The 21,264-nt window shown below is 35.2% G+C and carries 21 protein-coding genes and 1 tRNA gene; 16 read left to right on the forward strand and 6 right to left on the reverse strand.

Translation table 11 applies throughout. The annotated features are described in order from the left end of the window. Positions 1–34: 34 nt before the first annotated feature. The 3 genes from BFG57_RS14025 to BFG57_RS14035 all read left to right on the forward strand — a co-directional run bounded on the left by BFG57_RS14025 (position 35) and on the right by BFG57_RS14035 (position 2,288). On the forward strand, positions 35–466 hold the full coding sequence (locus BFG57_RS14025; protein WP_069718119.1) for a MaoC/PaaZ C-terminal domain-containing protein: 432 nt from the start codon (positions 35–37) through the stop codon (positions 464–466). A gap of 13 nt (positions 467–479) precedes the next feature. Continuing rightward, positions 480–1,250, forward strand: a complete 771-nt coding sequence (locus BFG57_RS14030; protein WP_069718120.1) for an enoyl-CoA hydratase/isomerase family protein — start codon at positions 480–482, stop codon at positions 1,248–1,250. Between the two features lie 66 nt (positions 1,251–1,316). Further along, positions 1,317–2,288, forward strand: coding sequence for an NAD(P)H-dependent flavin oxidoreductase (locus BFG57_RS14035; RefSeq protein WP_069718121.1), 972 nt, complete (start codon positions 1,317–1,319; stop codon positions 2,286–2,288). 203 nt (positions 2,289–2,491) lie between these two features. On the opposite strand, the gene BFG57_RS14040 is transcribed toward BFG57_RS14035, so the two are convergent. After that, positions 2,492–2,806 carry a hypothetical protein gene (locus BFG57_RS14040; RefSeq protein WP_069718122.1) on the reverse strand — a complete coding sequence of 105 codons (315 nt, stop codon included), beginning with the start codon at positions 2,804–2,806 and terminating at the stop codon, positions 2,492–2,494. Between the two features lie 286 nt (positions 2,807–3,092). Between BFG57_RS14040 and BFG57_RS14045 the strand changes: the two genes are divergently transcribed. Together BFG57_RS14045 and argH are read left to right on the forward strand one after the other, a co-directional pair. Further along, positions 3,093–4,304, forward strand: coding sequence for an argininosuccinate synthase (locus BFG57_RS14045; protein ID WP_069718123.1), 1,212 nt, complete (start codon positions 3,093–3,095; stop codon positions 4,302–4,304). Next, positions 4,301–5,674: an argininosuccinate lyase gene (gene argH, locus BFG57_RS14050; RefSeq protein WP_069718124.1), complete on the forward strand. Its 1,374-nt coding sequence runs from the start codon at positions 4,301–4,303 to the stop codon at positions 5,672–5,674. The genes BFG57_RS14045 and argH overlap by 4 nt, the downstream gene beginning before the upstream one ends. Before the next feature lie 101 nt (positions 5,675–5,775). Here argH and BFG57_RS14055 read toward each other — a convergent pair whose 3' ends face one another. After that, complete coding sequence (locus BFG57_RS14055) at positions 5,776–6,234, reverse strand: universal stress protein (RefSeq protein ID WP_069718125.1); 459 nt, start codon at positions 6,232–6,234, stop codon at positions 5,776–5,778. Positions 6,235–6,375: 141 nt separating this feature from the next. Between BFG57_RS14055 and BFG57_RS19065 the strand changes: the two genes are divergently transcribed. The 7 genes from BFG57_RS19065 to BFG57_RS14085 all read left to right on the forward strand — a co-directional run bounded on the left by BFG57_RS19065 (position 6,376) and on the right by BFG57_RS14085 (position 11,570). Next, positions 6,376–6,519: a hypothetical protein gene (locus BFG57_RS19065; RefSeq protein WP_175428362.1), complete on the forward strand. Its 144-nt coding sequence runs from the start codon at positions 6,376–6,378 to the stop codon at positions 6,517–6,519. A gap of 189 nt (positions 6,520–6,708) precedes the next feature. Further along, on the forward strand, positions 6,709–7,206 hold the full coding sequence (locus BFG57_RS14060; RefSeq protein WP_342670319.1) for a DUF4178 domain-containing protein: 498 nt from the start codon (positions 6,709–6,711) through the stop codon (positions 7,204–7,206). Between the two features lie 12 nt (positions 7,207–7,218). After that, the gene (locus BFG57_RS14065) at positions 7,219–7,884 is read left to right on the forward strand and encodes a PspA/IM30 family protein (protein ID WP_069718127.1); all 666 of its coding nucleotides are present in this window, start codon (positions 7,219–7,221) and stop codon (positions 7,882–7,884) included. Positions 7,885–7,941: 57 nt separating this feature from the next. Continuing rightward, positions 7,942–8,694, forward strand: a complete 753-nt coding sequence (locus BFG57_RS14070; protein WP_069718128.1) for a DUF4247 domain-containing protein — start codon at positions 7,942–7,944, stop codon at positions 8,692–8,694. A gap of 20 nt (positions 8,695–8,714) precedes the next feature. Beyond that, positions 8,715–9,110 (forward strand): DUF350 domain-containing protein, encoded by a 396-nt coding sequence (locus BFG57_RS14075; RefSeq protein ID WP_069718129.1) that lies wholly within the window; start codon positions 8,715–8,717, stop codon positions 9,108–9,110. 81 nt (positions 9,111–9,191) lie between these two features. Next, positions 9,192–10,745, forward strand: coding sequence for a polyamine aminopropyltransferase (locus BFG57_RS14080; protein ID WP_069718130.1), 1,554 nt, complete (start codon positions 9,192–9,194; stop codon positions 10,743–10,745). Positions 10,746–10,889: 144 nt separating this feature from the next. Then, complete coding sequence (locus BFG57_RS14085; RefSeq protein ID WP_069718131.1) at positions 10,890–11,570, forward strand: metal-dependent hydrolase; 681 nt, start codon at positions 10,890–10,892, stop codon at positions 11,568–11,570. A gap of 100 nt (positions 11,571–11,670) precedes the next feature. Here BFG57_RS14085 and BFG57_RS14090 read toward each other — a convergent pair. Further along, positions 11,671–11,742: transfer RNA gene (locus BFG57_RS14090), tRNA-Gln, on the reverse strand. Between the two features lie 307 nt (positions 11,743–12,049). On the opposite strand from BFG57_RS14090, the gene BFG57_RS14095 reads away from it, so the two are divergent. After that, positions 12,050–13,360: a CBS domain-containing protein gene (locus tag BFG57_RS14095; protein ID WP_217627935.1), complete on the forward strand. Its 1,311-nt coding sequence runs from the start codon at positions 12,050–12,052 to the stop codon at positions 13,358–13,360. A gap of 131 nt (positions 13,361–13,491) precedes the next feature. On the opposite strand, the gene BFG57_RS14100 is transcribed toward BFG57_RS14095, so the two are convergent. Beyond that, on the reverse strand, positions 13,492–13,803 hold the full coding sequence (locus tag BFG57_RS14100) for a YtpI family protein (protein WP_069718133.1): 312 nt from the start codon (positions 13,801–13,803) through the stop codon (positions 13,492–13,494). Between the two features lie 121 nt (positions 13,804–13,924). On the opposite strand from BFG57_RS14100, the gene BFG57_RS14105 reads away from it, so the two are divergent. Continuing rightward, positions 13,925–14,872 (forward strand): DHH family phosphoesterase, encoded by a 948-nt coding sequence (locus BFG57_RS14105; RefSeq protein WP_069718134.1) that lies wholly within the window; start codon positions 13,925–13,927, stop codon positions 14,870–14,872. Positions 14,873–14,989: 117 nt separating this feature from the next. On the opposite strand, the gene ytrI is transcribed toward BFG57_RS14105, so the two are convergent. Further along, positions 14,990–15,493, reverse strand: a complete 504-nt coding sequence (gene ytrI / locus BFG57_RS14110) for a sporulation membrane protein YtrI (RefSeq protein ID WP_069718135.1) — start codon at positions 15,491–15,493, stop codon at positions 14,990–14,992. Further along, complete coding sequence (gene ytrH, locus BFG57_RS14115) at positions 15,493–15,825, reverse strand: sporulation membrane protein YtrH (protein WP_069718136.1); 333 nt, start codon at positions 15,823–15,825, stop codon at positions 15,493–15,495. Before ytrH ends, ytrI begins: the two co-directional genes overlap by 1 nt. Positions 15,826–16,193: 368 nt before the next feature. Between ytrH and dnaE the strand changes: the two genes are divergently transcribed. Both dnaE and ystJ read left to right on the forward strand, forming a co-directional pair. Then, positions 16,194–19,526, forward strand: coding sequence for a DNA polymerase III subunit alpha (gene dnaE, locus BFG57_RS14120; protein WP_069718137.1), 3,333 nt, complete (start codon positions 16,194–16,196; stop codon positions 19,524–19,526). Between the two features lie 437 nt (positions 19,527–19,963). Further along, a complete protein-coding gene (gene ystJ, locus BFG57_RS14125; RefSeq protein ID WP_425388522.1) occupies positions 19,964–21,181 on the forward strand; it encodes an NADP-dependent malic enzyme in 1,218 nt (405 codons plus the stop codon). Positions 21,182–21,264 lie beyond the last annotated feature (83 nt).

Here is a 21,264-nt window from a genome sequence, read left to right on the forward strand (position 1 = left end):
GATAGTAGAATTTCAAAGTGTTGGGGGTGTTGGATTGTTTACAAAGTTTTTTAATGAATTCCAAGTAGGTGATTGTTGGGCATCGAATGGTAGGACAGTCACTGAAACGGATCTAGTCATGTTTTCCGCATTAAGCGGTGATTGGTATCCGCTTCATACAGATATTGAATACGCAAAGAGTACGCCATTTAAACAACGAATTGCACACGGGATGTTAATTTTATCGATTAGTACCGGACTAATTGAAATGGAAAAAGGGGTTGTTGCAGCCTTTTATGGGATTGAGCGATTACGGTTTTTAAAACCTACTTTCATTAATGATACAGTTTCAGTCAAGTTAGAAGTCGTTGATTTGAAAGAAAAAGAGAATGCAGGTGTGATAACAGCAAAACAATCGATCTTCAATCAACATGGTGATGTTGTGATAGAGGGAGTGTTAAAAATATTAGTAAATAAAAACAAATAAAGGGAGATAGAGCATGGATTATCATTTTATTAAACTAGAGATTAAAGATTCATGTGCTGTATTGACTCTTAATCAACCTGAAAAACGAAATCCGTTATCTTCTCAGGTGATTGATGAATTAACGCATGCAATTAATTACATTCAATATGATGAAGTGATTCGATCAGTCATTTTGACAGGGACCGGAACAACTTTTTGCTCAGGAGGCAATTTGAATGATTTCCCTGAATTAAATGCAGTGTTAGGTCGAAGGTATATGCAAAAAGGTCATGAACTGTTAAAAAAATTAGTCAACATAGAAAAGCCAGTAATTGCAGCCGTAAATGGTTATGCTGTTGGGGCAGGCTGTAATTTGGCTTTAGCATGTGACTTTGTAATCGCTTCCAATCAGGCGACTTTTACTCAAATATTTTCTAAAATCGGATTAGTTCCTGATTTTGGAGGTATGTACTTTTTGCCTCGTTTAGTAGGTGTACAAAGGGCGAAAGAGCTGATGTTTTCAGGAAGGAATGTAACATCACAAGAAGCGTTGGACATTGGAATGATATTAGAAGTAGTTGAACATAATCAATTGATGATAAGAGCTGAATCGTTTGCAAACCAGTTTGCTGAAAGTGCAACAGTTGCGATCGGAATGATGAAGCAAACGTTAAATCATAGCTATGAAATGACTTTCGATCAAGTATTAAATGATGAAGCCTTTGCTCAAGGAATTTCATTTAGTTCAAATGATTTTAAGGAACGGTTTCAAGCAATGTCGAACAAGAAAAATAGCAAGATTTAAAGGAGAATGATTTTTTATTATCGAAGTATTTAGTATATTCTTAATTTAAATAGGGAGTGGATAGGAATGAATGTAAAGTCAAAGTTACCTAATCACATTAAGGAGAATTTAGAACTACCTGTAATTTCTGCGCCAATGTTTCTAGTTTCAAGTCCAGAGTTAGTCATTGAAAGTTGTAAAGCAGGTATTGTAGGTTCTTTCCCCACGCTAAATACAAGAACAAATGAGCTTTTGGAGCAATGGATGAGTAAGATTATTGAAGAGTTGGAGGAAGTGAAAGCTAATGAGCCGAATCGGAAAGTGGCTCCATGGGCAGTGAATTTAATCGTACATCCATCAAACGATCGGTATAAGCCAGATTTAGAATTAGTGAAAGAGTATCAACCTCCGATTGTTATTACATCACTTGGTCATCCGAAAGATGTAGTTGAAGTTGTTCATAGTTATGGTGGATTGGTATTCTCAGATGTTAGTAACATTCCACACGCGAAGAAGGCAGCTGAAACAGGAGTTGATGGATTAATTCTTGTATGTTCAGGTGCAGGTGGACATGCGGGTGTTATTAATAGCTTTGCATTTGCAGGTGCTGTTCGAGAATTTTGGGATGGCATTACAATTCTTGCAGGTTGTATTTCAAATGGTCGTGATGTATTAGCTTCAGAAGTATTGGGAATGGATATGGCTTATGTAGGGACACGATTTATCAATGCTAGTGAAAGTATTGCAAGACCGGAATATAAGGAAATGTTAATAGAATCTAGGTTAGATGACTTAATTTATACAGATGCATTCTCAGGTGTAAAAGCCAATTACTTAAAAGGTAGTATTGAAAAGGCTGGACTTGATGTTTCACAATTAAAGAAGAAAGAAGTAATTGATGTCTCAAGCGTAAATGCTTCAGGTGCGAAAGCATGGAAAGATATTTGGTCTGCTGGTCAAGGAGTAGAGCAAATTAAAGATGTTAAACCTATTCGTGAAATCGTTGCTCAGTTTAAGAAAGAATATGATGAAGTGAAGCAAGTACATTCTCTGTCATAATGAAGAAAGCGCTTCAATAAGAGTAATATCTACACTTGATTATAATACAGTAATGTAAAACTTCCTTCAATCAAGAGAGAAAATCACTTGATTGGAGGAAGTTTTATTAATAGAAAAAAAGTTGGCCTATTTTCTATGCTTATTCAATTTTCATGTCATCATTTTTTAATAGATTTACAGTATTTTGGGATAATACAGATGTTTTACGCATGTAACTTAATGTTCACTTCTTCATGTGTTCGATACCAAATCCATAAATCATTAATAATGGAAGCAAGGTCAGATATTTGTGAATTTAGTAGACAAGAGCGTTCAAAATTTTCTTCAACATTTAAGTACGCTTGTTTTTGATTAATTGTATGTTCTAATTCAGCGATACGATCAGGAATTTGACCACGAACTTTTTCCCAATGTGATAGTATAGCTTGTTGTATCTGGTCTGTATAATTTTCCCACGGTTGATCCAATGAAGGTAAATCTATGCCTAGCTGGTCATCATAAGTAAAAAATCGATCCACCTTTTTCACCTCCGAATCATGGATTCTTTTATTTAATTTTACATCACTATGATACTGTTGGCTATGAATATAAGTATTTTAAAATTTAGAATAGAACAAAATTAATTTTTATACTTTTTAATGTATAACTATTGAAAAGTGGATTGAAAGTTGTTACAGTATGTAATATCAAATTGAAATGAAACTTTTGAGGATGACGGCATTCAGACATCCTCATTCTTTATTGGGAATTATGTATAATTATTAATTTACAAGTATTATTATGCGTATTAATAGGAGGTCAGTCATGACGGTAAAAGAAAAAGTAGTTTTAGCATATTCAGGTGGATTAGACACATCGGTAGCAATTAAGTGGTTGGAGCAACAAGGATATGATGTTATTGCAGTTTGTTTAGATGTTGGTGAAGGGAAGGACTTAGATTTTATTAAAGAAAAAGCTCTAACGGTTGGAGCGATTAAATCTGTTGTCATCGATGCGAAAAAAGAATTTGCAGAAAGCTTCGTTCTTCCTGCGTTACAAGCAAATACGATGTATGAAAATAAGTATCCGTTAGTTTCAGCATTGTCTCGTCCATTAATCGCTAAGAAATTAGTTGAAGTAGCGGAGCAAGAAGGCGCAGTTGCAGTTGCTCATGGTTGTACTGGGAAAGGAAATGATCAAGTTCGTTTTGAGGTTTCTTTCTCTGCTTTGAATCCAAAATTAGATGTAATTGCTCCTGTGCGTGAGTGGAGTTGGTCACGTGAAGAAGAGATTGAATATGCGAAGAAACATAATATTCCTGTTCCAGTTAAGCTAGACAGTCCATATTCTATTGATCAAAATCTTTGGGGACGTGCCAACGAATGTGGCATTCTTGAAGATCCGTGGGCAACCCCACCGGAAGATGCATATGACTTAACAAATTCAATTGAAGATGCTCCAGATGAAGCAGATGTAATAGAAATAGAGTTTGTAGAAGGTAAGCCAGTTTCATTAAATGAGCAAACATTTGAACTTCATGAATTAGTTCAACATTTGAATGAACTTGCAGGAAAACATGGTGTGGGACGTATTGATCACGTTGAAAATCGTCTAGTTGGTATCAAGTCTCGTGAAGTGTATGAATGTCCAGCTGCAATCACGTTAATTAAGGCACATAAAGAACTTGAAGATTTGACTCTACCTCGTGAAACAGCACACTTTAAGCCTGTAATTGAAATGAAATTTGAAGAGGTAATCTATAATGGTTTGTGGTTTTCTCCTCTAAATGATGCACTATATGCATTTTTGAAAGAAACTCAAAAAAGTGTAACAGGAAAAGTACGTGTTAAGTTGTTCAAAGGTCATGCAATTGTAGAAGGGCGTCAATCTGATTATTCACTTTATAATGAGAAATTAGCGACGTATACATCTGATGATGAATTCGATCATAATGCAGCAGTAGGGTTTACAAAGCTATGGGGACTTCCAACACAAGTGCATAGCATGGTGAATGGGAAGAAGAAGGTGACAGTGTGAAGAAATTATGGGGTGGACGATTTCAAAAAACGGCTGAAGAATGGGTCGATGAGTTCAATGCGTCGATCCCGTTTGACCAAGCGTTAGTTGAAGAGGATATTGAGGGTAGCCTAGCACATGTTACGATGCTTGCTAAGTGTGGAATTCTTTCAAATGAAGAAGCAGAGCTAATTAAGGACGGACTTCTTATACTAATGGAAAAAGCAAAAAAAGGAGATCTTGAATATTCTGTTGCATATGAAGATATCCATTTGAACCTTGAAAAGATGCTAATTGATGAAATAGGTCCAGTAGGTGGTAAACTGCATACAGGAAGAAGTCGAAATGATCAAGTAGCAACAGATATGCACTTATATTTACGAAAACAAGTGCAAGAAATTCAAGAAGAACTTGAAGTGTTACAACGAGTGTTAATAGATAAAGCAGAGCAACATGTTGAAACAATTCTTCCAGGTTATACACATTTACAAAGAGCACAACCTGTATCGTTTGCACATCATTTAATGGCTTATTTTTGGATGTTTCAACGTGATCGTGAGCGAATGATAGATTCTTATAAACGTATAAATATCTCTCCTCTCGGTGCTGGTGCTTTAGCAGGAACAACATTCCCAATCGACAGAGAGTATAGTGCTGAATTATTAGGATTTGAAGCAGTCTATCAAAATAGTATGGATGCAGTAAGTGATAGAGATTTCATTATCGAATTTCTTTCTAATTCTTCAATGATTATGATGCATATGTCACGCTTTTGTGAAGAGTTAATCTTATGGTCAAGTGAAGAGTTTAAGTTCATTGAAATGGATGATGCTTTCTCAACTGGAAGTAGCATCATGCCACAAAAAAAGAACCCTGATATGGCGGAGCTAATTCGTGGTAAGACAGGGAGAGTTTATGGCAGCTTATTCGGTTTATTAACAGTAATGAAAGGTACACCGTTATCATACAACAAAGATATGCAAGAGGATAAAGAGGGAATGTTTGATGCTGTTAATACTGTGAAAGGTTCGTTAAAAATATTCGCAGGTATGATAGAGACGATGAAAATTCATACTGATTCAATGGAAAAAGCTGTCCGTAGTGACTTTTCGAATGCGACAGAACTTGCTGATTATCTAGCATCGAAGGGGATGCCGTTCAGAGAAGCACATGAAGTGGTAGGAAAACTTGTTTATACGTGCATTCAAAAACATATATACTTACTTGATCTTCCGTTTGAAGAATATAAGTCTGGATCGGAATTATTCGAAGAAGATGTCTATGATGTGTTAGAACCTCAAATCGTTGTGCAACGCCGAGAGAGCTTGGGTGGAACTGGTTTTGCTCAAGTGAAAAAAGCGATTATAGAAGCACGGAAAACATTGGTGTAAAATACCAATGTTTTTCGTGTTTTGATTAGTTAAGTAATTATTATATTCAAAGTTGATTATTCTCATGTTCTATCAGCTTGAGGGTAGATGTAGATTTTATGCTATTCAGCCTCAGCTTCAGCTTCATTACGGACAATTAAAACATCACATTTTGCATATCGTGTGATGTGCTCGGAAACACTACCGAGAAAGAATCGTTCAACAGCATTTAGACCTTGTGCACCACAAATAATTAGGTCGACTTCATGCTTTGGAGCAAGCTCTCTAGAAATTCTAACCTTTGGAGAGCCAAATTCGATCACGGTTTTTACATTTTTGATACCGCTGTCAATTGCTTCTGTTTTGTACTCTTCGAGAAACTCTTCTGCATATCTTTCAGCTCGTTCAACAATAGTACCATCGTATGCTTCAACTGTTGCATATGTTTTTGTATCAACAATATGACCGATGATTAAGTTTGCATCATTTCGTTTAGCAATACTAACAGATTTATTAAATGCTCTTTCAGCTTCTTTTGATCCATCAACCGCAACTAAAACATTAGAATAACGTAAGCTCATTCGAAATTCCTCCTTTAACATTTGAAGTCACTTATAGTATAGCATGGAAAAGTTTTCTTGAAGGAATAGTTTCTCAAAAAAATTCGAATAATATGTAACAATTAGTTAGTGATAGTCATCCTTTTTTAGGGAGGTGATGTTATGAAGAAAGAACAGAAAGACAAACAACCTTTTTTCTATGATGAAGAAGGGGAACAAGAAACATCTAATCAAATTACAAACGCCTATCAAAGTGGTGTAGTTGAACAATCTTCAAATATGAATCGGTCTGATAATAGAAAATAATAAATGAAAAGCAGGATTTTCCATTATTATGGAGGTTCTGCTTTTTTTATATGATATGATATTAAAAAGATGAAACTTTACGTTACTTACATCGTTAATATATAGTGGAACATGCTTTAATGAATGATGTTAGAAAGAGAACGTACAATTTAAGGTGAAGGGGAAAGATGGGGTGATAAAGTGAGTTTCATGAAAAGAGTGTTCAAAAAGATGCAAAAAGAACCAGAAATAGAAGAACGAACGGTTTTTAATATGAAGGTTGGAGACATCGTCACATATGATTTGATGGATTATCAAGTTGTTGGAAAGCTTTCCTATAACGATCATGGATTTCAATGGCATGCTTATCAACTTGAGGGGACAGATGAATCAATTTGGTTAAGTGTAGAAATGGATGATGAATTAGAGTTAGGAATATATCGAACTGCTAACTTGAATCTTACAGAGCCAATTCCTGATAAAATTGAATATAATGAGCGTACTTATCATTTGGATGAGAAAGGAATAGCAAATGTTCGTGGTGAAGGTAGAGGAAAAAATGTTAGTGGAATGAATGTCCGTTACTTTGATTTAGCTGATAATCAAGATGAAAACTTTTTATCAATTGAAATATGGGGTTCAGAGATTGAAGTTAGTGAAGGATTTGAAATTGACTCATTTGAAATCAAAATACTTGCAGGAAGTTAAGGAGGAATTAAGATGTTTCAATTATTTAAACGTGTAAAAACTGTTGTAGGTTCTGAGCTGAATGCCTTAATCGATAAGGCTGAAGATCCAGTGAAAATGCTTGAACAATATATGCGTGAAATGGAAGCCGATATTCGCGATGCTGAGACAGCTATTGCTAAGCAAATTGCAAATGAAAAGATGTTAGAGAAGAAGTTAAAAGATGCAAAAGCACTTGTTGAAAAACGAGAAGCACAAGCATTAAAAGCGCTTGAAGCTGGGGATGAAGGTTTAGCACGTCGTGCATTAGAAGATAAAAAAAGTCATCAAGCAAACGTCGAACAATTAGATGGGGCATACACAAGAGCACGTGAAGATGCACAGCATTTACGGAAAAAACTTGATGAGATGAAATCTGAATATCAACAAATGAAGTTAAAGAAAGATTCATTAAAAGCACGAGCAGAGTCAGCCAAAACACGTACGAAAATGAATCGTACAATGTCTAGTATTGGAAGTGAAGAATCTCGCCGTGGTTTTGAAAGAATGGAAGAGAAAGTGATGCAGTACGAAGCTGAAGCTGAAACAAGTGAAGACCTACGTAGTTCAAATCGTTCTTTAGACGATGAATTTGAGGCATTAGAAACGAATGATGTCGATGATGAACTTGCTGAGTTGAAGAAAAAACTGGGGAAATAATCTTTCCCCTTTTTTTATGTTAATAATAACCATATTGATAGAATAAGAGGTGATATGATGCTAAGAGGAATAGGAGGGACTTTTGTAGTTATACTCTTATTAATTGTAAGTGCTTGTGGTACAAATAATGAAGTGAGTCAATTTGAAGAACCAGAAATAGTGTTAGAAGAACCAAAACAAACAGAACAAAAACCGACTGAACCAATAAAACAGCAAGATGAAGAAAATTCACAAGAACAAGTTGAACAACCTGTAGAAGAACAAGTGAAGAGTTATGACAATGTTCAAGACTTTATAATAGACAATTATGAGTATGTAGAGACGATAAATAGTAGTACGAACAGTGGGGATATTTCAAGTGTATATCGTGCAAATGCAAAATCACTAATACAAGTGTCGAATGATATAGTAAATCAATTTCTCCCTCGTGATTTAAGCGATATTCATGATGGGAAACAAGTCATTATTTATGATAATCCACAATATTTTGTTGTGCTTACAGAAGACGGTGAAGGTACTAATATAGAACTTGCAGAATATGGGTTTGTCCGAGATAATTTCTCACCTGATTTTTTCGATGGTTTACTCCTATTATGGGTACTTGATGAAGTATTAGATGTTGATGATTGGGGCAAAAAGCAAAGGAATCGTTGTTATGAAGGTTATGGAGATTGCTATCATGGATATGGAGGAACTGGAGGTAGTGTAAGATCTAAAGGTAGTGTAAGTTCTAAAGGGTCTACAAGTAAGCCTGATTTCCGAGGGTATTCTTCATCAGTGCGTGGCGGTGGACCAGGATCTGGGAAATGATAGAAGAAAGGGTGTAGAAGATGGAACCATTTTTATTAACGATTTATTACTTTCTAGCAGCTGTGGCAATTATAGTTGTTGGATTGTTTGTTTTTGAACTAATTACGACAAAATATAAGGATTGGCAAGAGGTAGAAGAAGGAAATTATGCTGTAGCCCTATCAATCGGCGGGAAAATTATAGGGATTAGTATTATTTTAATGTTCTCGATATATACAAATTATTCAATTATAGATACGTTAATTTGGGGAGCGATTGGAATTGTATTACAGATGGTCGCTTACTTATTATTTGAATTTTTAACAAGGCGCTTTTCAGTAGAGGAGCAATTAAAACAACGTAATATTGCAGTTGGTATTATAAGCTTTTGTGTATCTGTTGGATTAGCATTTGTAATTGGAGCGTCAATTACATAAGATAAATCGACTATCGAACCCTCGAATTTATAATTTGAGGGTTCGACTTTTTAAATGTAGATGAAAGAGGTTGCAAATGAAATGATGACAAGAGCAGCAGAACGGAATACTAGAGCAATATATTGGGCCTCAGGTATCGTTTCCATTTGTGGAATTATATTTGAGGTGCTGTTTGGTGCATTAGGGTCATATATACTTGGCGATGGTGTGAAACAATACACGCTAACAATTTCATTATTTTTAACAGGCATGGGAATTGGAGCTTCAATTAGTGAGAAGGTAATGAAAAAATTAATTCTCGCTTTTGTACTTATTGAGTTTTCGGTAGCTTTAATTGGGGGATTCTCAAGTTTCCTTCTCTTTTCAATTACAGCGTACTTAGCACCGGGTACAGATGCATTTTTCTTATATTTAGTTACATTATTAATAGGTGGATTAACAGGACTTGAGTTACCAATATTAATTCGAAAGGCAAATGAAATAGGTGTTGAGTTAAATCGGAGTACAGCACGTGTATTGTTTTCTGATTATGCTGGCGGATTAATTGGCGGATTATTATTTGTTTTCTTGTTACGACCAAAGTTTGGATTAGTGAAAACAGCATTTCTTGTCGCAATTATTAATGCTGTTGTGGCTGTATGGGTTCTATGGTTGTTTCAGAAAGAAATTCAGCAATTTAAACGTTATTTTATTGTCGGTATAGCAATTATTATTTTATTGTTTGCAGGTTTAATGTTTGGGGAAAAAATTGCTTTTACATTTGAACAAAAGCTCTACCGAGACCCCATAATTCATTCAGAGGAAACAGCTTATCAACATATAATCGTAACGAAAAGAAACGATGATGTACGGTTATTCTTAAATGGGTCACTTCAATTTAGTTCAACAGATGAATATCGTTATCACGAAATGATCGTCCATCCGCCAATGACGTTGGCATCTGATCGAGAAAACATACTTATATTAGGAGGAGGAGATGGGTTAGCCACAAGAGAATTATTAAAGTATGAAGATGTAAAACAAATTACAATGGTTGACCTTGATCCTCGTGTTGTTGAACTTGCAAAAACACATCCTGATATCGTTAAGTTAAATGAAGGTGTGTTTGAAGATAAACGATTAAATGTTATTCATCAAGATGCTTTTCAATTTATGGAACAATCAGATGAATGGTTTGATGTGATTCTTGTTGATTTACCTGATCCAAATAATGAATCATTAAATAAGTTATATACGGTTGAATTTTATTCGTTACTTCGTAATCATTTAAAGCCAGGTGGTAAAATAATGATTCAGTCAACAAGCCCTGTCTTTGCTACAAAAGTATATTGGACCATAGATCGAACAGTAAAGGAAACGGGATTATATACAGAAAATTTCCATGTGGACATTCCGAGTTTTGGAAATTGGGGTTTTATTATGGCTTCTAGGGAAGAAATTGATTTAAACAAATTCCAACTAGAGGTTGAAACTAAGTTTTTAACAGAGGAGATGTTATTAGCTCTAACTTATTTTGGGAAAGATGAAGATGGTACGTTTTATGATAGCAAAGGTAGGCAGATCGAATTACAACCAAATACACTTATACGCCCTAACCTTATTGAAAAATATAGTGAGTCATGGAGTCATTATTAAAGGAATGTGTATATTTTACGTGTTATTTTATGCTAAGATTCTCGAATTTAAGTTAGATGAATAAAATTATTGATAGGTTTACTTTTGATTTGTTTGTTAAATGGTAGAGGTATTAATAAATCATATTCAAAGGGGCGAATACTATTGCTACTTTCTTATCATGGACATTCAGTGGTACAAATTGAAACTAAAGGTACAAAAATCTTAATTGATCCATTTATAAACGGAAATGCACTATGTGATCTAGATGCAAGTAATGTAAAATGCGATGTAATATTATTAACACATGGTCATAATGATCATGTAGGAGATACTGTGGAGATTGCTAAACGAAATGATGCATTAGTGATTGCGACATTTGAATTAGCCAATTATTTGGGAGCAAAAGGTGTGAAAACACATCCAATGCATATAGGTGGTTCACATGAATTTAAGTTTGGAAAAGTGAAGTTTACACAAGCGTTCCACGGATCAAGTTATACAGAAGAAGATGGACAAATCATTTATACAGGTATGCCAGCGGGGATTCTATTTTTTGCTGAAGGTAAAACGATATATCATGCTGGAGATACAGCTTTATTCTCTGATATGAAGATGTATGGTGAATTGTACAACATTGATGTTGCGTTCTTACCAATTGGAGATAATTTCACGATGGGACATGATGATGCAGTTCTTGCAGCAACATGGATAAATTCTAAAGAAGTAATACCGATCCACTACAATACTTTCCCAGTTATAGAACAAGATCCACATCAATTTGTAAGTGCATTAGCTAGTAGTGAAGGGAAAGTGATGAATCCAGGGGATTCATTCAATTTATAAGAAAGAGCTGACTGTTTTTATAGGGCAGTCAGCTCTTTCTTAATCGAGTAGCATGTGTTTAATTGTTAATGATTCTTGCTAGGAAAATAAGATGGTTATACTGGGCCAGCTGGATTCGAACCAACGCATGACGGAGTCAAAGTCCGTTGCCTTACCGCTTGGCTATAGCCCATCGATGTACGAATAATAATGAACAAGTAGTTTAGAGTGATTTTCAACGTTGTTTTAACGTTTCAAAATAGCAGCTGTTTGTTGTGTTGATACGTATATAATGTGTAATAGTTTTTTTAATATACATAGGATTTGAATAAAAGAAATGAACGTAATCAACCTTTTATTTTGCGTTGAAAAAATGAAGCGATTTTGCTTGATAAAAGAAAGGTGTCTAATTGATGTGACGTGGTTTCACAAGTATAATGAAAGCAAGATAAATTTACATCTCAATTAATTCGAGATGAAATGAAAGTATGGTGAGGAAGTTGGCTACAAAACATGAGCAGATCTTACAGCATATCGAAAACTTAGAAGTGGGTAATAAAATCTCTGTTCGACAAATTGCGAAAGAGCTACTGGTAAGTGAAGGGACTGCTTATCGTGCGATTAAAGATGCTGAAAATAAAGGGATGGTTAGTACGATTGAACGTGTAGGAACCATCCGAATTGAACAGAAAAAGAAAGAAAATTTCGAAAAGCTTACATATGCAGAGGTTGTAAACATTGTTGATGGTCAAGTCTTAGGTGGTCGAGAAGGGCTTCATAAAACATTAAACAAATTTGTAATCGGTGCGATGAAACTAGAAGCGATGATGCGTTATACAGGAGCAGGAAATTTACTTATTATTGGTAATCGGACGAAAGCTCATGAGAAGGCATTAGAAGCTGGAGCGGCAGTACTTATTACAGGTGGATTCGATACAGAAGAAAATGTAAAATTATTAGCAGATGAATTTCAATTACCAATCATCTCAACAAGTTATGACACATTTACTGTAGCTACTATGATTAACCGTGCTATCTATGATCAATTGATTAAGAAAGAAATTGTTTTTGTAGAAGATATTTTAACTTCAATTGAACGAACGTTTTTTATCGAAACAAGTGATAATGTCGGCAAATGGTTTGAGTTAAACGATGAAACGAAGCATAGTCGTTATCCAGTAGTAGACGATTCTTTGAAAATTCAAGGAATGGTCACTGCTAAAGATGTCATAGGGGTGGATCGTAACCTTTCAATTGAAAAAGTAATGACGAAAAATCCGATGACGGTTAATGCTAAGACGTCAGTAGCAAACTGTGCACATATGATGGTATGGGAAGGGATTGAAGTTCTTCCTGTTATTGATGATCATCATAGGTTGCAAGGGATTATTAGTCGACAAGATGTTTTAAAAGCACTACAAATGATTCAACGTCAACCACAAGTAGGTGAAACAATTGACGACTTAATTACGAATCAGTTTATGAATACGACAGAGGCTGGCGGTTCAACCTATCGTTGTGAAGTTACACCTCAAATGACTAATCACCTTGGAACAATTTCTTATGGAGTGTTTACGACGCTTGTAACAGAAGCGAGCAGTCGGATAATGAGAAATCATAAGAAAGGCGACCTCGTTGTTGAGAATATCACTGTTTACTTTATTAAACCTGTCCAATTAGAAAGTATCTTAGAAATTGTACCGAAAGTGCTTGAAGTTGGTCGTAAGTTCGGAAAGGTTGATGTAGAAGTATATAACGAAGGTAAGCTTGTTGGGAAAGCGTTATTGATGGCGCAATTAATTGATCGCTAGAGTAGAATAATAGTTCGAATATAATTTACACTATCATGATAATCGTTATTTTATTTCCAAAATTAAAAGTGAGTAAATTGTTACGGTATACAAAAAAAGTCATGCCCGAATGGACATGACTTTTACATATCTTAATCATTCTGAAGGTTTGCTTTTTCAGCTTCCTCAACAGCGAGTGGAAAATAATAATTCTTTCTTTTGAAATTAAAATATGCGTGTAATCCTCCAATGAGGATAAAAAGAACGCCTACAACAAGTTCGATGGTAATACTCCATCCGATGATTTGATTCAATCCGAATAGAAAAACAAATGCACCTAATGAAATACTTGATTTTGCAGAATACCATTGTTTTTCGTAAGGTCGTCTTGAGCGGAAAAATTTTGTTTTATAGAATAAATACATGATTAGCGCAATTATTGATAATGAGCCGAACACTAACACTTGTTAATCACACCTTCCAATCTACGTTTCCGCTTTCTATTGTAACGGTGCTTGTATTGAAAAGCTAGTCAAGATTTGAAAGTTTAATGACACTAAAATAACAACAGATAGGATGATTGCAATGAAACAAGACATTCTGAATGAAATTAAAAAGTTCGATACAATTATCATACATCGTCATGTTCGCCCTGATCCAGATGCATTAGGGTCTCAAGGTGGGCTAGGTGAAATCATTAAAGCATCGTTCCCAGATAAGAATGTCTATTTAACTGGTGAAGAAGAGGAAGGGTTAACTTTCTTAGTACGTATGGATGAAGTTTCTGATGATATGTATAACGGTGCATTAGTTATCGTTTGCGATACAGCCAACCAAGAAAGAATCAGTGATTCTCGTTATAATAAAGGAGAACGATTAATAAAAATCGATCATCACCCGAATCGTGATGTTTATGGTGACCTCGTTTGGGTAGATACGGACGCTAGTGCAACGTCTGAACTTATTTACGAGTTCTATGAATTCGGTAAAGAACAAGGTCTTGTACTTACAGAACAAGCAGCACGTCTATTATTTGCTGGAATTGTTGGTGATACAGGTCGATTCCTGTTCCCAAGCACGAATATTAACACATTCAAGTATGCATCTGAATTAGTTAAAAAAGGGATCAATTTCTCAGAGTTATATACTGATATGTATAAAATGAGCCCTAGTATCGCACGATTAAATGGTTTTATTCTTCAAAACTTCTCTGTAACAGATGAAGGAGTTGCTGCTGTAAGTTTAACGAAAGAATTACTTGCGGAATATAACCTTACAGCAAATGAAACTTCTAAAACAGTTGGTGTTTTAGGGAATATTGACGGAGTGTTAGCTTGGGTATTCTTTGTAGAAGAAGATGATCAAATTCGTGTGCGTCTTCGTTCTAGAGGACCGATTATCAATACTGTTGCACAAAAATATAACGGTGGTGGTCATCCACTTGCATCGGGTGCTACGATTTATGAATGGTCTGAAGCTGAAAATGTTATTGCAGATTTAGACAAAGCATGTGCTGAATTTAATAATAACTAAATTATAAAAACGAATGTGTTAATCGCATTCGTTTTTTATACAATAAAAAGATTATACGTTTAGAAATGGCTTGAACTTGTTCTGTTTATTTTATAATGGCAGAAAGTGTTGCGCTTGTCACTTGCGTAATTGGACTTCCACATGCACTTCTAGAGTTGTAGATAAGAAGAGGTATTTTACTTTAACAGTATATTGAGATTGATCAAAGTCGTAAATTTTATTTTCAATTGTTTTAAATAAAAAGTTTTTGTTTTCCACGATTGTTGCAATATTTTGTTTGAGAAGTGGTTGTAGTTCGCCTTGGATAGCATCCTTTAATAATTGAACGGTTAACAAGTCTAGCTTCAGTTCTTTCGCATTGGTTAATTCGATGACAATGTCTTCAACAATAAGCTTTTTTTTATTTTCATTATTTAAATGCTCAACATCTTCTTTCCACATCTGAATTTCTTGATTTAATTGAGTGATTTTATTTCTTTGTTCGGATAGTGTTAATATTTGTTCATCTTGCATTTGTCCAAAAATGAAAAGGAATACACCCCAGCTAACGACCATTCCAATAAAGGTACCAGCAAAAAAACGTTGCCACTTTGGATCACGATAATAAGGAGGAACTCTCACTACATTTGCTCCTGTGTGAGCCAATGTAGTATCAGCGATGCTGTATGTGTTCCACCCATTGCAGCGATAATAAGAAGTATTTGTTTGAAAATACTAAGTGTTTCTCCGTAGAAGATACCACGCTGGAAGTTTGTGATCGCATCAAATGTTCCACCTATTGCAGCTACAATTGCCCAAATCTTTAATCCTTTTTCTATTTTCACCATCATTGTTAAAGGAGGTTGTCCTACAAGGAATGCACCTAATCCACCGATAATGACACCACCAAGTAATACGCCAAGACCGATGAAATAACAATTAATAAATGACGCCATAAATCGTTCCTCAATCATATTTACACCTTCAATCTTGGTAATTAATTATGTATAAAATACATTTTTTCATTAAAATAAGAGAACTCTGGCACAAGCTAGTTTGCAAAAGTTTAATTCCTGATATTAACCTTACTAACATTATGTGTATGACAACATGTCCTTGTTTATGTTTTTGTACTTGTAAAAGTGCCTTTTGAAAGAAGGACAAGTATGTGACAAATTATTCAGTATTCGTTTTGTTCTATAGTTTCTTCTTTTTATTTGGTCATTCATGCCATAGGTCAACTTTTTCAATCGAAGGCGATCTATATTATAATAGTGAAAAATAGAATAGAAAGAATAGCTTAGTCTAATAATGTTTTTTTATAAAGAAGGTGGAACGATTTATGGAAGTTATCCATTTAAATGTTCACAGTGGTTATAGTTTACTAGAGAGTGCGGTGCATCTTGAAAAGTTAGTCCATAAAGCAAAAGAGTATAATATGCCTGCAGTAGCTTTAACAGATAAAAATGTAATGTATGGTTCGTTAACATTTTATCAATTATGTAAAAAGCATGATGTTAAACCGATTATTGGTTTAGAGTTATCAGTAAAAACGGAAGAGAATAATGTTTATCCTTTGATTCTACTTGCGAAAAATAAAGTTGGTTATCAAGAATTAGTGAAACTATCGAGCATTAGCCAAACAACTGAAGCTGAATATGTCAAAAAAGCAGATTTTCATGCAAATAGTGATAATCTCGTTGTAATCATGCCAAAAAACGGCGAGTGTGGTCATTATATAAATCAAAATGACCTGACGAAAGTAGGTAATGTTCTAGAAGCTTATAAAAAAAAATATAAAGATGATTTTTATTTGGCGGTTGAACCGACTAATTCACACTTCAATGAGCATATTCGTCAGTGTGCAAATTCATTACATATCCCTCTTGTGGCAATGAATCCTATTTTCTTTTTAGATAAAGAGGACCGAATTGCCTATCAATGTTTACTTGCAATAAAATTTGGAAAATCCCTTGAAAGCGATGAAGTTCTCACTGAGACATACGAAGATGGAGACTTTAAAACTGGAGATGAGATGAGGCGTTTGTTTCAATCGTTTCCTGAAGCAGTTGCAAATACGATTAACATTATGAATAAGTGTCAGGTTGATCTTGAACTTGGAGATCGTATGCTTCCAAAGTATGAAGTGCCTCAACAATTTACAGCTGAAAAGTATTTGAGGAAGTTATGTGAAAAGGGACTTGTAAAACGATTTGGAAAAATAGACGATGAAGCATCAAGGCGTTTAGATTATGAATTATCCATTATACAAGATATGGAGTTTAGTGATTATTTCTTAATTGTATGGGATTTTATGCGGTTTGCTCACCAAAAAGGAATTTTGACTGGCCCTGGTCGAGGTTCCGCAGCTGGTTCGTTAGTAGCTTATGTATTAGGAATTACAAATGTAGACCCTCTAAAATACGATTTATTGTTTGAGAGATTTTTAAACCCTGAGCGAATTAGCATGCCAGATATTGATATTGATTTTCCAGATAATCGTCGTGATGAAGTCATTCAATATGTTGAACAGAAATATGGACGGGAACATACGGCACAAATTATAACTTTTGGTACGCTTGCTGCTAGAGCTGCAGTACGGGATTGTGGTCGTGTATTAGGAATCAGAAATATTGATGTAGATCGTGTAGCTAAAAAGATTCCAATCAAGCCAGGGATGACTTTGAAGAAGGCTTATTCACAATCTGAACAATTAAGAAATCTAATTGATCGGGCTGAGGAATATAAACGCCTTTACCATATTGCTGAAAAGATTGAAGGGTTACCTCGTCATACATCAACTCATGCCGCTGGCATAATTATAAGTGACAAGAAGCTTACTGATATCGTACCCGTTCAAGGCGAACATGAAGATATGCTACTTACTCAATACCCTATGGATGACCTTGAATCAGCAGGTTTATTGAAGATGGACTTCTTAGGACTAAGAAATTTAAGTTTAATTGAATCTATTCGGCGTCTCATTCGTAAGAAAACAGGAAGGGATATATTAGTAAAAGATCTACCCTTTGATGATGCCAAAACATTTGCATTATTAGGTGATGGTGCAACAACTGGTATTTTTCAGTTGGAATCAGAAGGGATGCGTAGTGTATTAAAACGTCTTAAGCCGAACGATTTTGAAGACATAGTTGCTGTTAATGCACTGTATCGACCTGGACCGATGGAGCAGATTCCAGATTTTATTGAACGAAAACATGGTCTTAAAAGTGTGAACTACCCCCATCCGATTTTGAAGCCTATTTTAGAAAAGACATATGGTGTTATTGTATATCAAGAGCAAATTATGCAAATTGCTTCAAAAATGGCACAGTTTTCATTAGGAGAGGCAGACTTACTTAGGCGTGCAGTTAGTAAAAAGAAAGCCGATGTGTTACAGGCGCAAAGAGAGCATTTTGTACAAGGTTGTTTGCACAATGGATACGATGAACAGGTCGCAAATGAAATATATGATTTAATTGTTCAGTTTGCAAACTACGGTTTTAATAGAAGTCACGCTGTCGCTTATAGTATGATTTCTTACCAATTGGCTTATTTAAAGGCTAATTATTCATTATGTTTTATGGCAGGATTGCTTTCTAGTGTAACAGGTAATGAAGAGAAAACAGCTGCTTACATTGCAGAAGCAAAAGCAGATGGATTAATCGTATTACAACCCTCAATCAATCACAGCTTTGCATCTTTTACTGTTGAGGGTGATTCAATTCGCTGTAGTTTGCCGATTATAAAAAATATAGGAATGAAGGCAGTTCGAGAGATTTTACATCAACGCCAGAATGGACCTTTTAAAGACTTATTTGACTTTTGTAGTCGTGTATCATTGAAAGTTGTAAATCGAAAAGTGCTTGAGGCACTCATTTTATCAGGTAGTTTCGATGAATTTCTTCAAGAACGCTCAGTCTTACTTGCCAGTTTAGATGCAGCATTTGATTATATTGAGTTAGCAGGAGAAATGGATAGTGGATTATTTCTTGGTGAAGAGGTTGTGCCTAAGCCAAATTATAATGAAGCTGAACCATTTGAGTTGAAAGACAAACTCAGAATGGAGAAAGAAGTGCTAGGTTTTTATCTTTCTGCGCATCCTGTCGATGAATATGAGACATTGATGAAGAGTTTTCATACATCACGTATTTTTGATTTGAAGGATAAACAGGTAAAATCAGTTGTTAAGATGGTTGTATATTTATTAGAAACAAAAATTATTGAAACTAAAAAAGGTGAACAGATGGCGTTTGCAAAACTAAATGATGCAAGTGGTGAGATAGATAGTGTTATCTTTCCAGATGTTTATCAACAACATCGTTTATTTCTTAAGGATGATAATATTTATTTGGTTGAAGGGATTATTGAGCATCGTAATGGAAAGGTACAAATTAATACTAAAAAGATTGTACCTGTATCAAGGTTAGAAGGTATTTTGCATCAAAAATTGTATTTGAAAATTAACGAACAAAATGAAAATCCCAAATTGTTAAACCGTATGAAAAGAATATTACAAAAGCATTCTGGTCCAGTAGAAGTGTTTCTTTATTACGAGAAAGAAAAGAAAACGACTAAACTACCTACTGCTTATTCTATCTTTCCTTCAACTGACTGTATAAACATGTTGGAAAATTTACTTGGTGAAAAGAATCTTGCGCTAGTGAAGCGTTAGTCTTTACAGGGGGAAATCGTCTGCTATAATGAAGAAAGCTCAGTTTTCGTGGTCAGACCACTATGGTTAAAGCTTGTGTTATCATATATTTATTTTTTCATAAGCTTGTCTTATTTCAAAGCGATAATGGACTTAATAGCCAGTAGAATTAACAAAGAGAACTGTATTAGTAAGTTAGAAGAAAGTACTTTTAGAAAGAATTTTAATGTAAGTGTGTGTTCAAACAGGACTGTTAAGAACAAGGTGACATAACTTCCCACACCAAAGTGATAGTTACAAGGTATAAGAGGAGCAGAAGAGTCAGCCTATTTAAGTTCTAAACTGTTTTTCGACCTTGTTGAACATCCTTTGTAAGAGATTTTGGTCTAATATTTTTGCGCTTATACTAGAAGGAGAGTGAACAGAAGGTGTCTATTAGACGTGAAGAGGCATTGCATATGCATCGTGTGAATGGTGGAAAGCTTGAAGTAAAAGGGAAAGTAGAAGTGAAAAATGCAAAAGATTTAAGTTTGGCATATTCACCTGGAGTTGCTGAACCTTGTAAAGAAATCTATGATAATAAAGAGAAGGTCTATGAATATACAATGAAAGGCAATACTGTTGCTGTAGTATCAGACGGAACAGCGGTTTTAGGATTAGGGAATATTGGACCAGAGGCATCACTTCCAGTTATGGAAGGGAAGGCATTGCTTTTCAAAAGTTTTGCAGGCGTAGATGCATTTCCAATTTGTTTGAACACAAGTGATGTTGATGAAATAGTGGAAACTGTTAAACGATTAGAACCAACATTTGGTGGAGTAAATTTAGAAGATATTGCTGCACCGAATTGCTTCGAAATTGAAGAACGTTTGAAAAAAGAAACGAACATTCCAATCTTTCATGATGATCAACATGGGACGGCGATTGTCACATTAGCTGGACTTGTGAATGCACTTAAGTTAGTGAAGAAATCCGAATCTGATATTAAAGTTGTTATGAATGGTGCGGGTGCAGCTGGGATTGCTATTATGAAATTGTTACGTAGCTATGGTGTGCGTAATATCATTATGTGTGATTCAAGCGGTGCAATCTTTGAAGGGCGTCCATATGGTATGAATCCTGTAAAAGAGGATATAGCTAAACGTACAAACACTCAAAAAATAGAAGGAACACTAAAAGATGTAATTACTGAAGCGGATGTCTTTATTGGTGTATCTGTTGCTGGTGCATTAACAGAGGAAATGATAAAGACAATGAATAGTGATCCAATTATTTTTGCGATGGCTAATCCTGTGCCGGAAATCATGCCAGAAAAAGCAAAAGAAGCTGGTGCAAAAGTTATTGGAACAGGTCGCTCTGACTTCCCTAATCAAGTAAATAACGTATTGGCATTCCCAGGGATTTTCCGTGGTGCGTTAGATGCCCGTGCAACACACATTAACGAAGAGATGAAGATTGCTGCAGTTCAGGCTATTGCAGAGTTAATAGATGAGGATGAGCTTTCAGCTGATTATGTAATTCCAGCACCTTTCGACGAACGTGTAGCTCCTGCTGTTGCAGCGGCAGTAGCGAAGGTTGCAGTTGAAACAGGGGTTGCAAGACGAGAAGTTTCTCCAGAGAAAGTAGCAGAGAAAACACGTCAGCTGTCTGACATTACTAAACAAGAAAATGAATAGGAATAATGAGCAGGGGGAGTCTCCTGCTCTTTTCCGATACAATTTCAGGCTATCTTCATCACGTAATCATGCTACCTTAATTA

The organism is Bacillus solimangrovi, from assembly GCF_001742425.1.
In the GTDB taxonomy this organism is placed as follows: Bacteria; Bacillota; Bacilli; order Bacillales; family Bacillaceae_N; genus Bacillus_AV; species Bacillus_AV solimangrovi.

Excerpts from the sequence above, each read along its gene's own strand:
- BFG57_RS14030 (WP_069718120.1), top strand. The coding sequence starts at position 480 with ATGGATTATCATTTTATTAAACTAGAGATTAAAGATTCATGTGCTGTA.
- BFG57_RS14035 (WP_069718121.1), top strand. The coding sequence starts at position 1,317 with ATGAATGTAAAGTCAAAGTTACCTAATCACATTAAGGAGAATTTAGAA.
- BFG57_RS14045 (WP_069718123.1), top strand. The coding sequence starts at position 3,093 with ATGACGGTAAAAGAAAAAGTAGTTTTAGCATATTCAGGTGGATTAGAC.
- BFG57_RS14055 (WP_069718125.1), bottom strand. The coding sequence starts at position 6,234 with ATGAGCTTACGTTATTCTAATGTTTTAGTTGCGGTTGATGGATCAAAA.
- BFG57_RS19065 (WP_175428362.1), top strand. The coding sequence starts at position 6,376 with ATGAAGAAAGAACAGAAAGACAAACAACCTTTTTTCTATGATGAAGAA.
- BFG57_RS14060 (WP_342670319.1), top strand. The coding sequence starts at position 6,709 with ATGAAAAGAGTGTTCAAAAAGATGCAAAAAGAACCAGAAATAGAAGAA.
- BFG57_RS14065 (WP_069718127.1), top strand. The coding sequence starts at position 7,219 with ATGTTTCAATTATTTAAACGTGTAAAAACTGTTGTAGGTTCTGAGCTG.
- BFG57_RS14070 (WP_069718128.1), top strand. The coding sequence starts at position 7,942 with ATGCTAAGAGGAATAGGAGGGACTTTTGTAGTTATACTCTTATTAATT.
- BFG57_RS14075 (WP_069718129.1), top strand. The coding sequence starts at position 8,715 with ATGGAACCATTTTTATTAACGATTTATTACTTTCTAGCAGCTGTGGCA.
- BFG57_RS14080 (WP_069718130.1), top strand. The coding sequence starts at position 9,192 with ATGATGACAAGAGCAGCAGAACGGAATACTAGAGCAATATATTGGGCC.
- BFG57_RS14105 (WP_069718134.1), top strand. The coding sequence starts at position 13,925 with ATGAAACAAGACATTCTGAATGAAATTAAAAAGTTCGATACAATTATC.
- ytrH (WP_069718136.1), bottom strand. The coding sequence starts at position 15,825 with ATGATTGAGGAACGATTTATGGCGTCATTTATTAATTGTTATTTCATC.
- dnaE (WP_069718137.1), top strand. The coding sequence starts at position 16,194 with ATGGAAGTTATCCATTTAAATGTTCACAGTGGTTATAGTTTACTAGAG.
- ystJ (WP_425388522.1), top strand. The coding sequence starts at position 19,964 with ATGCATCGTGTGAATGGTGGAAAGCTTGAAGTAAAAGGGAAAGTAGAA.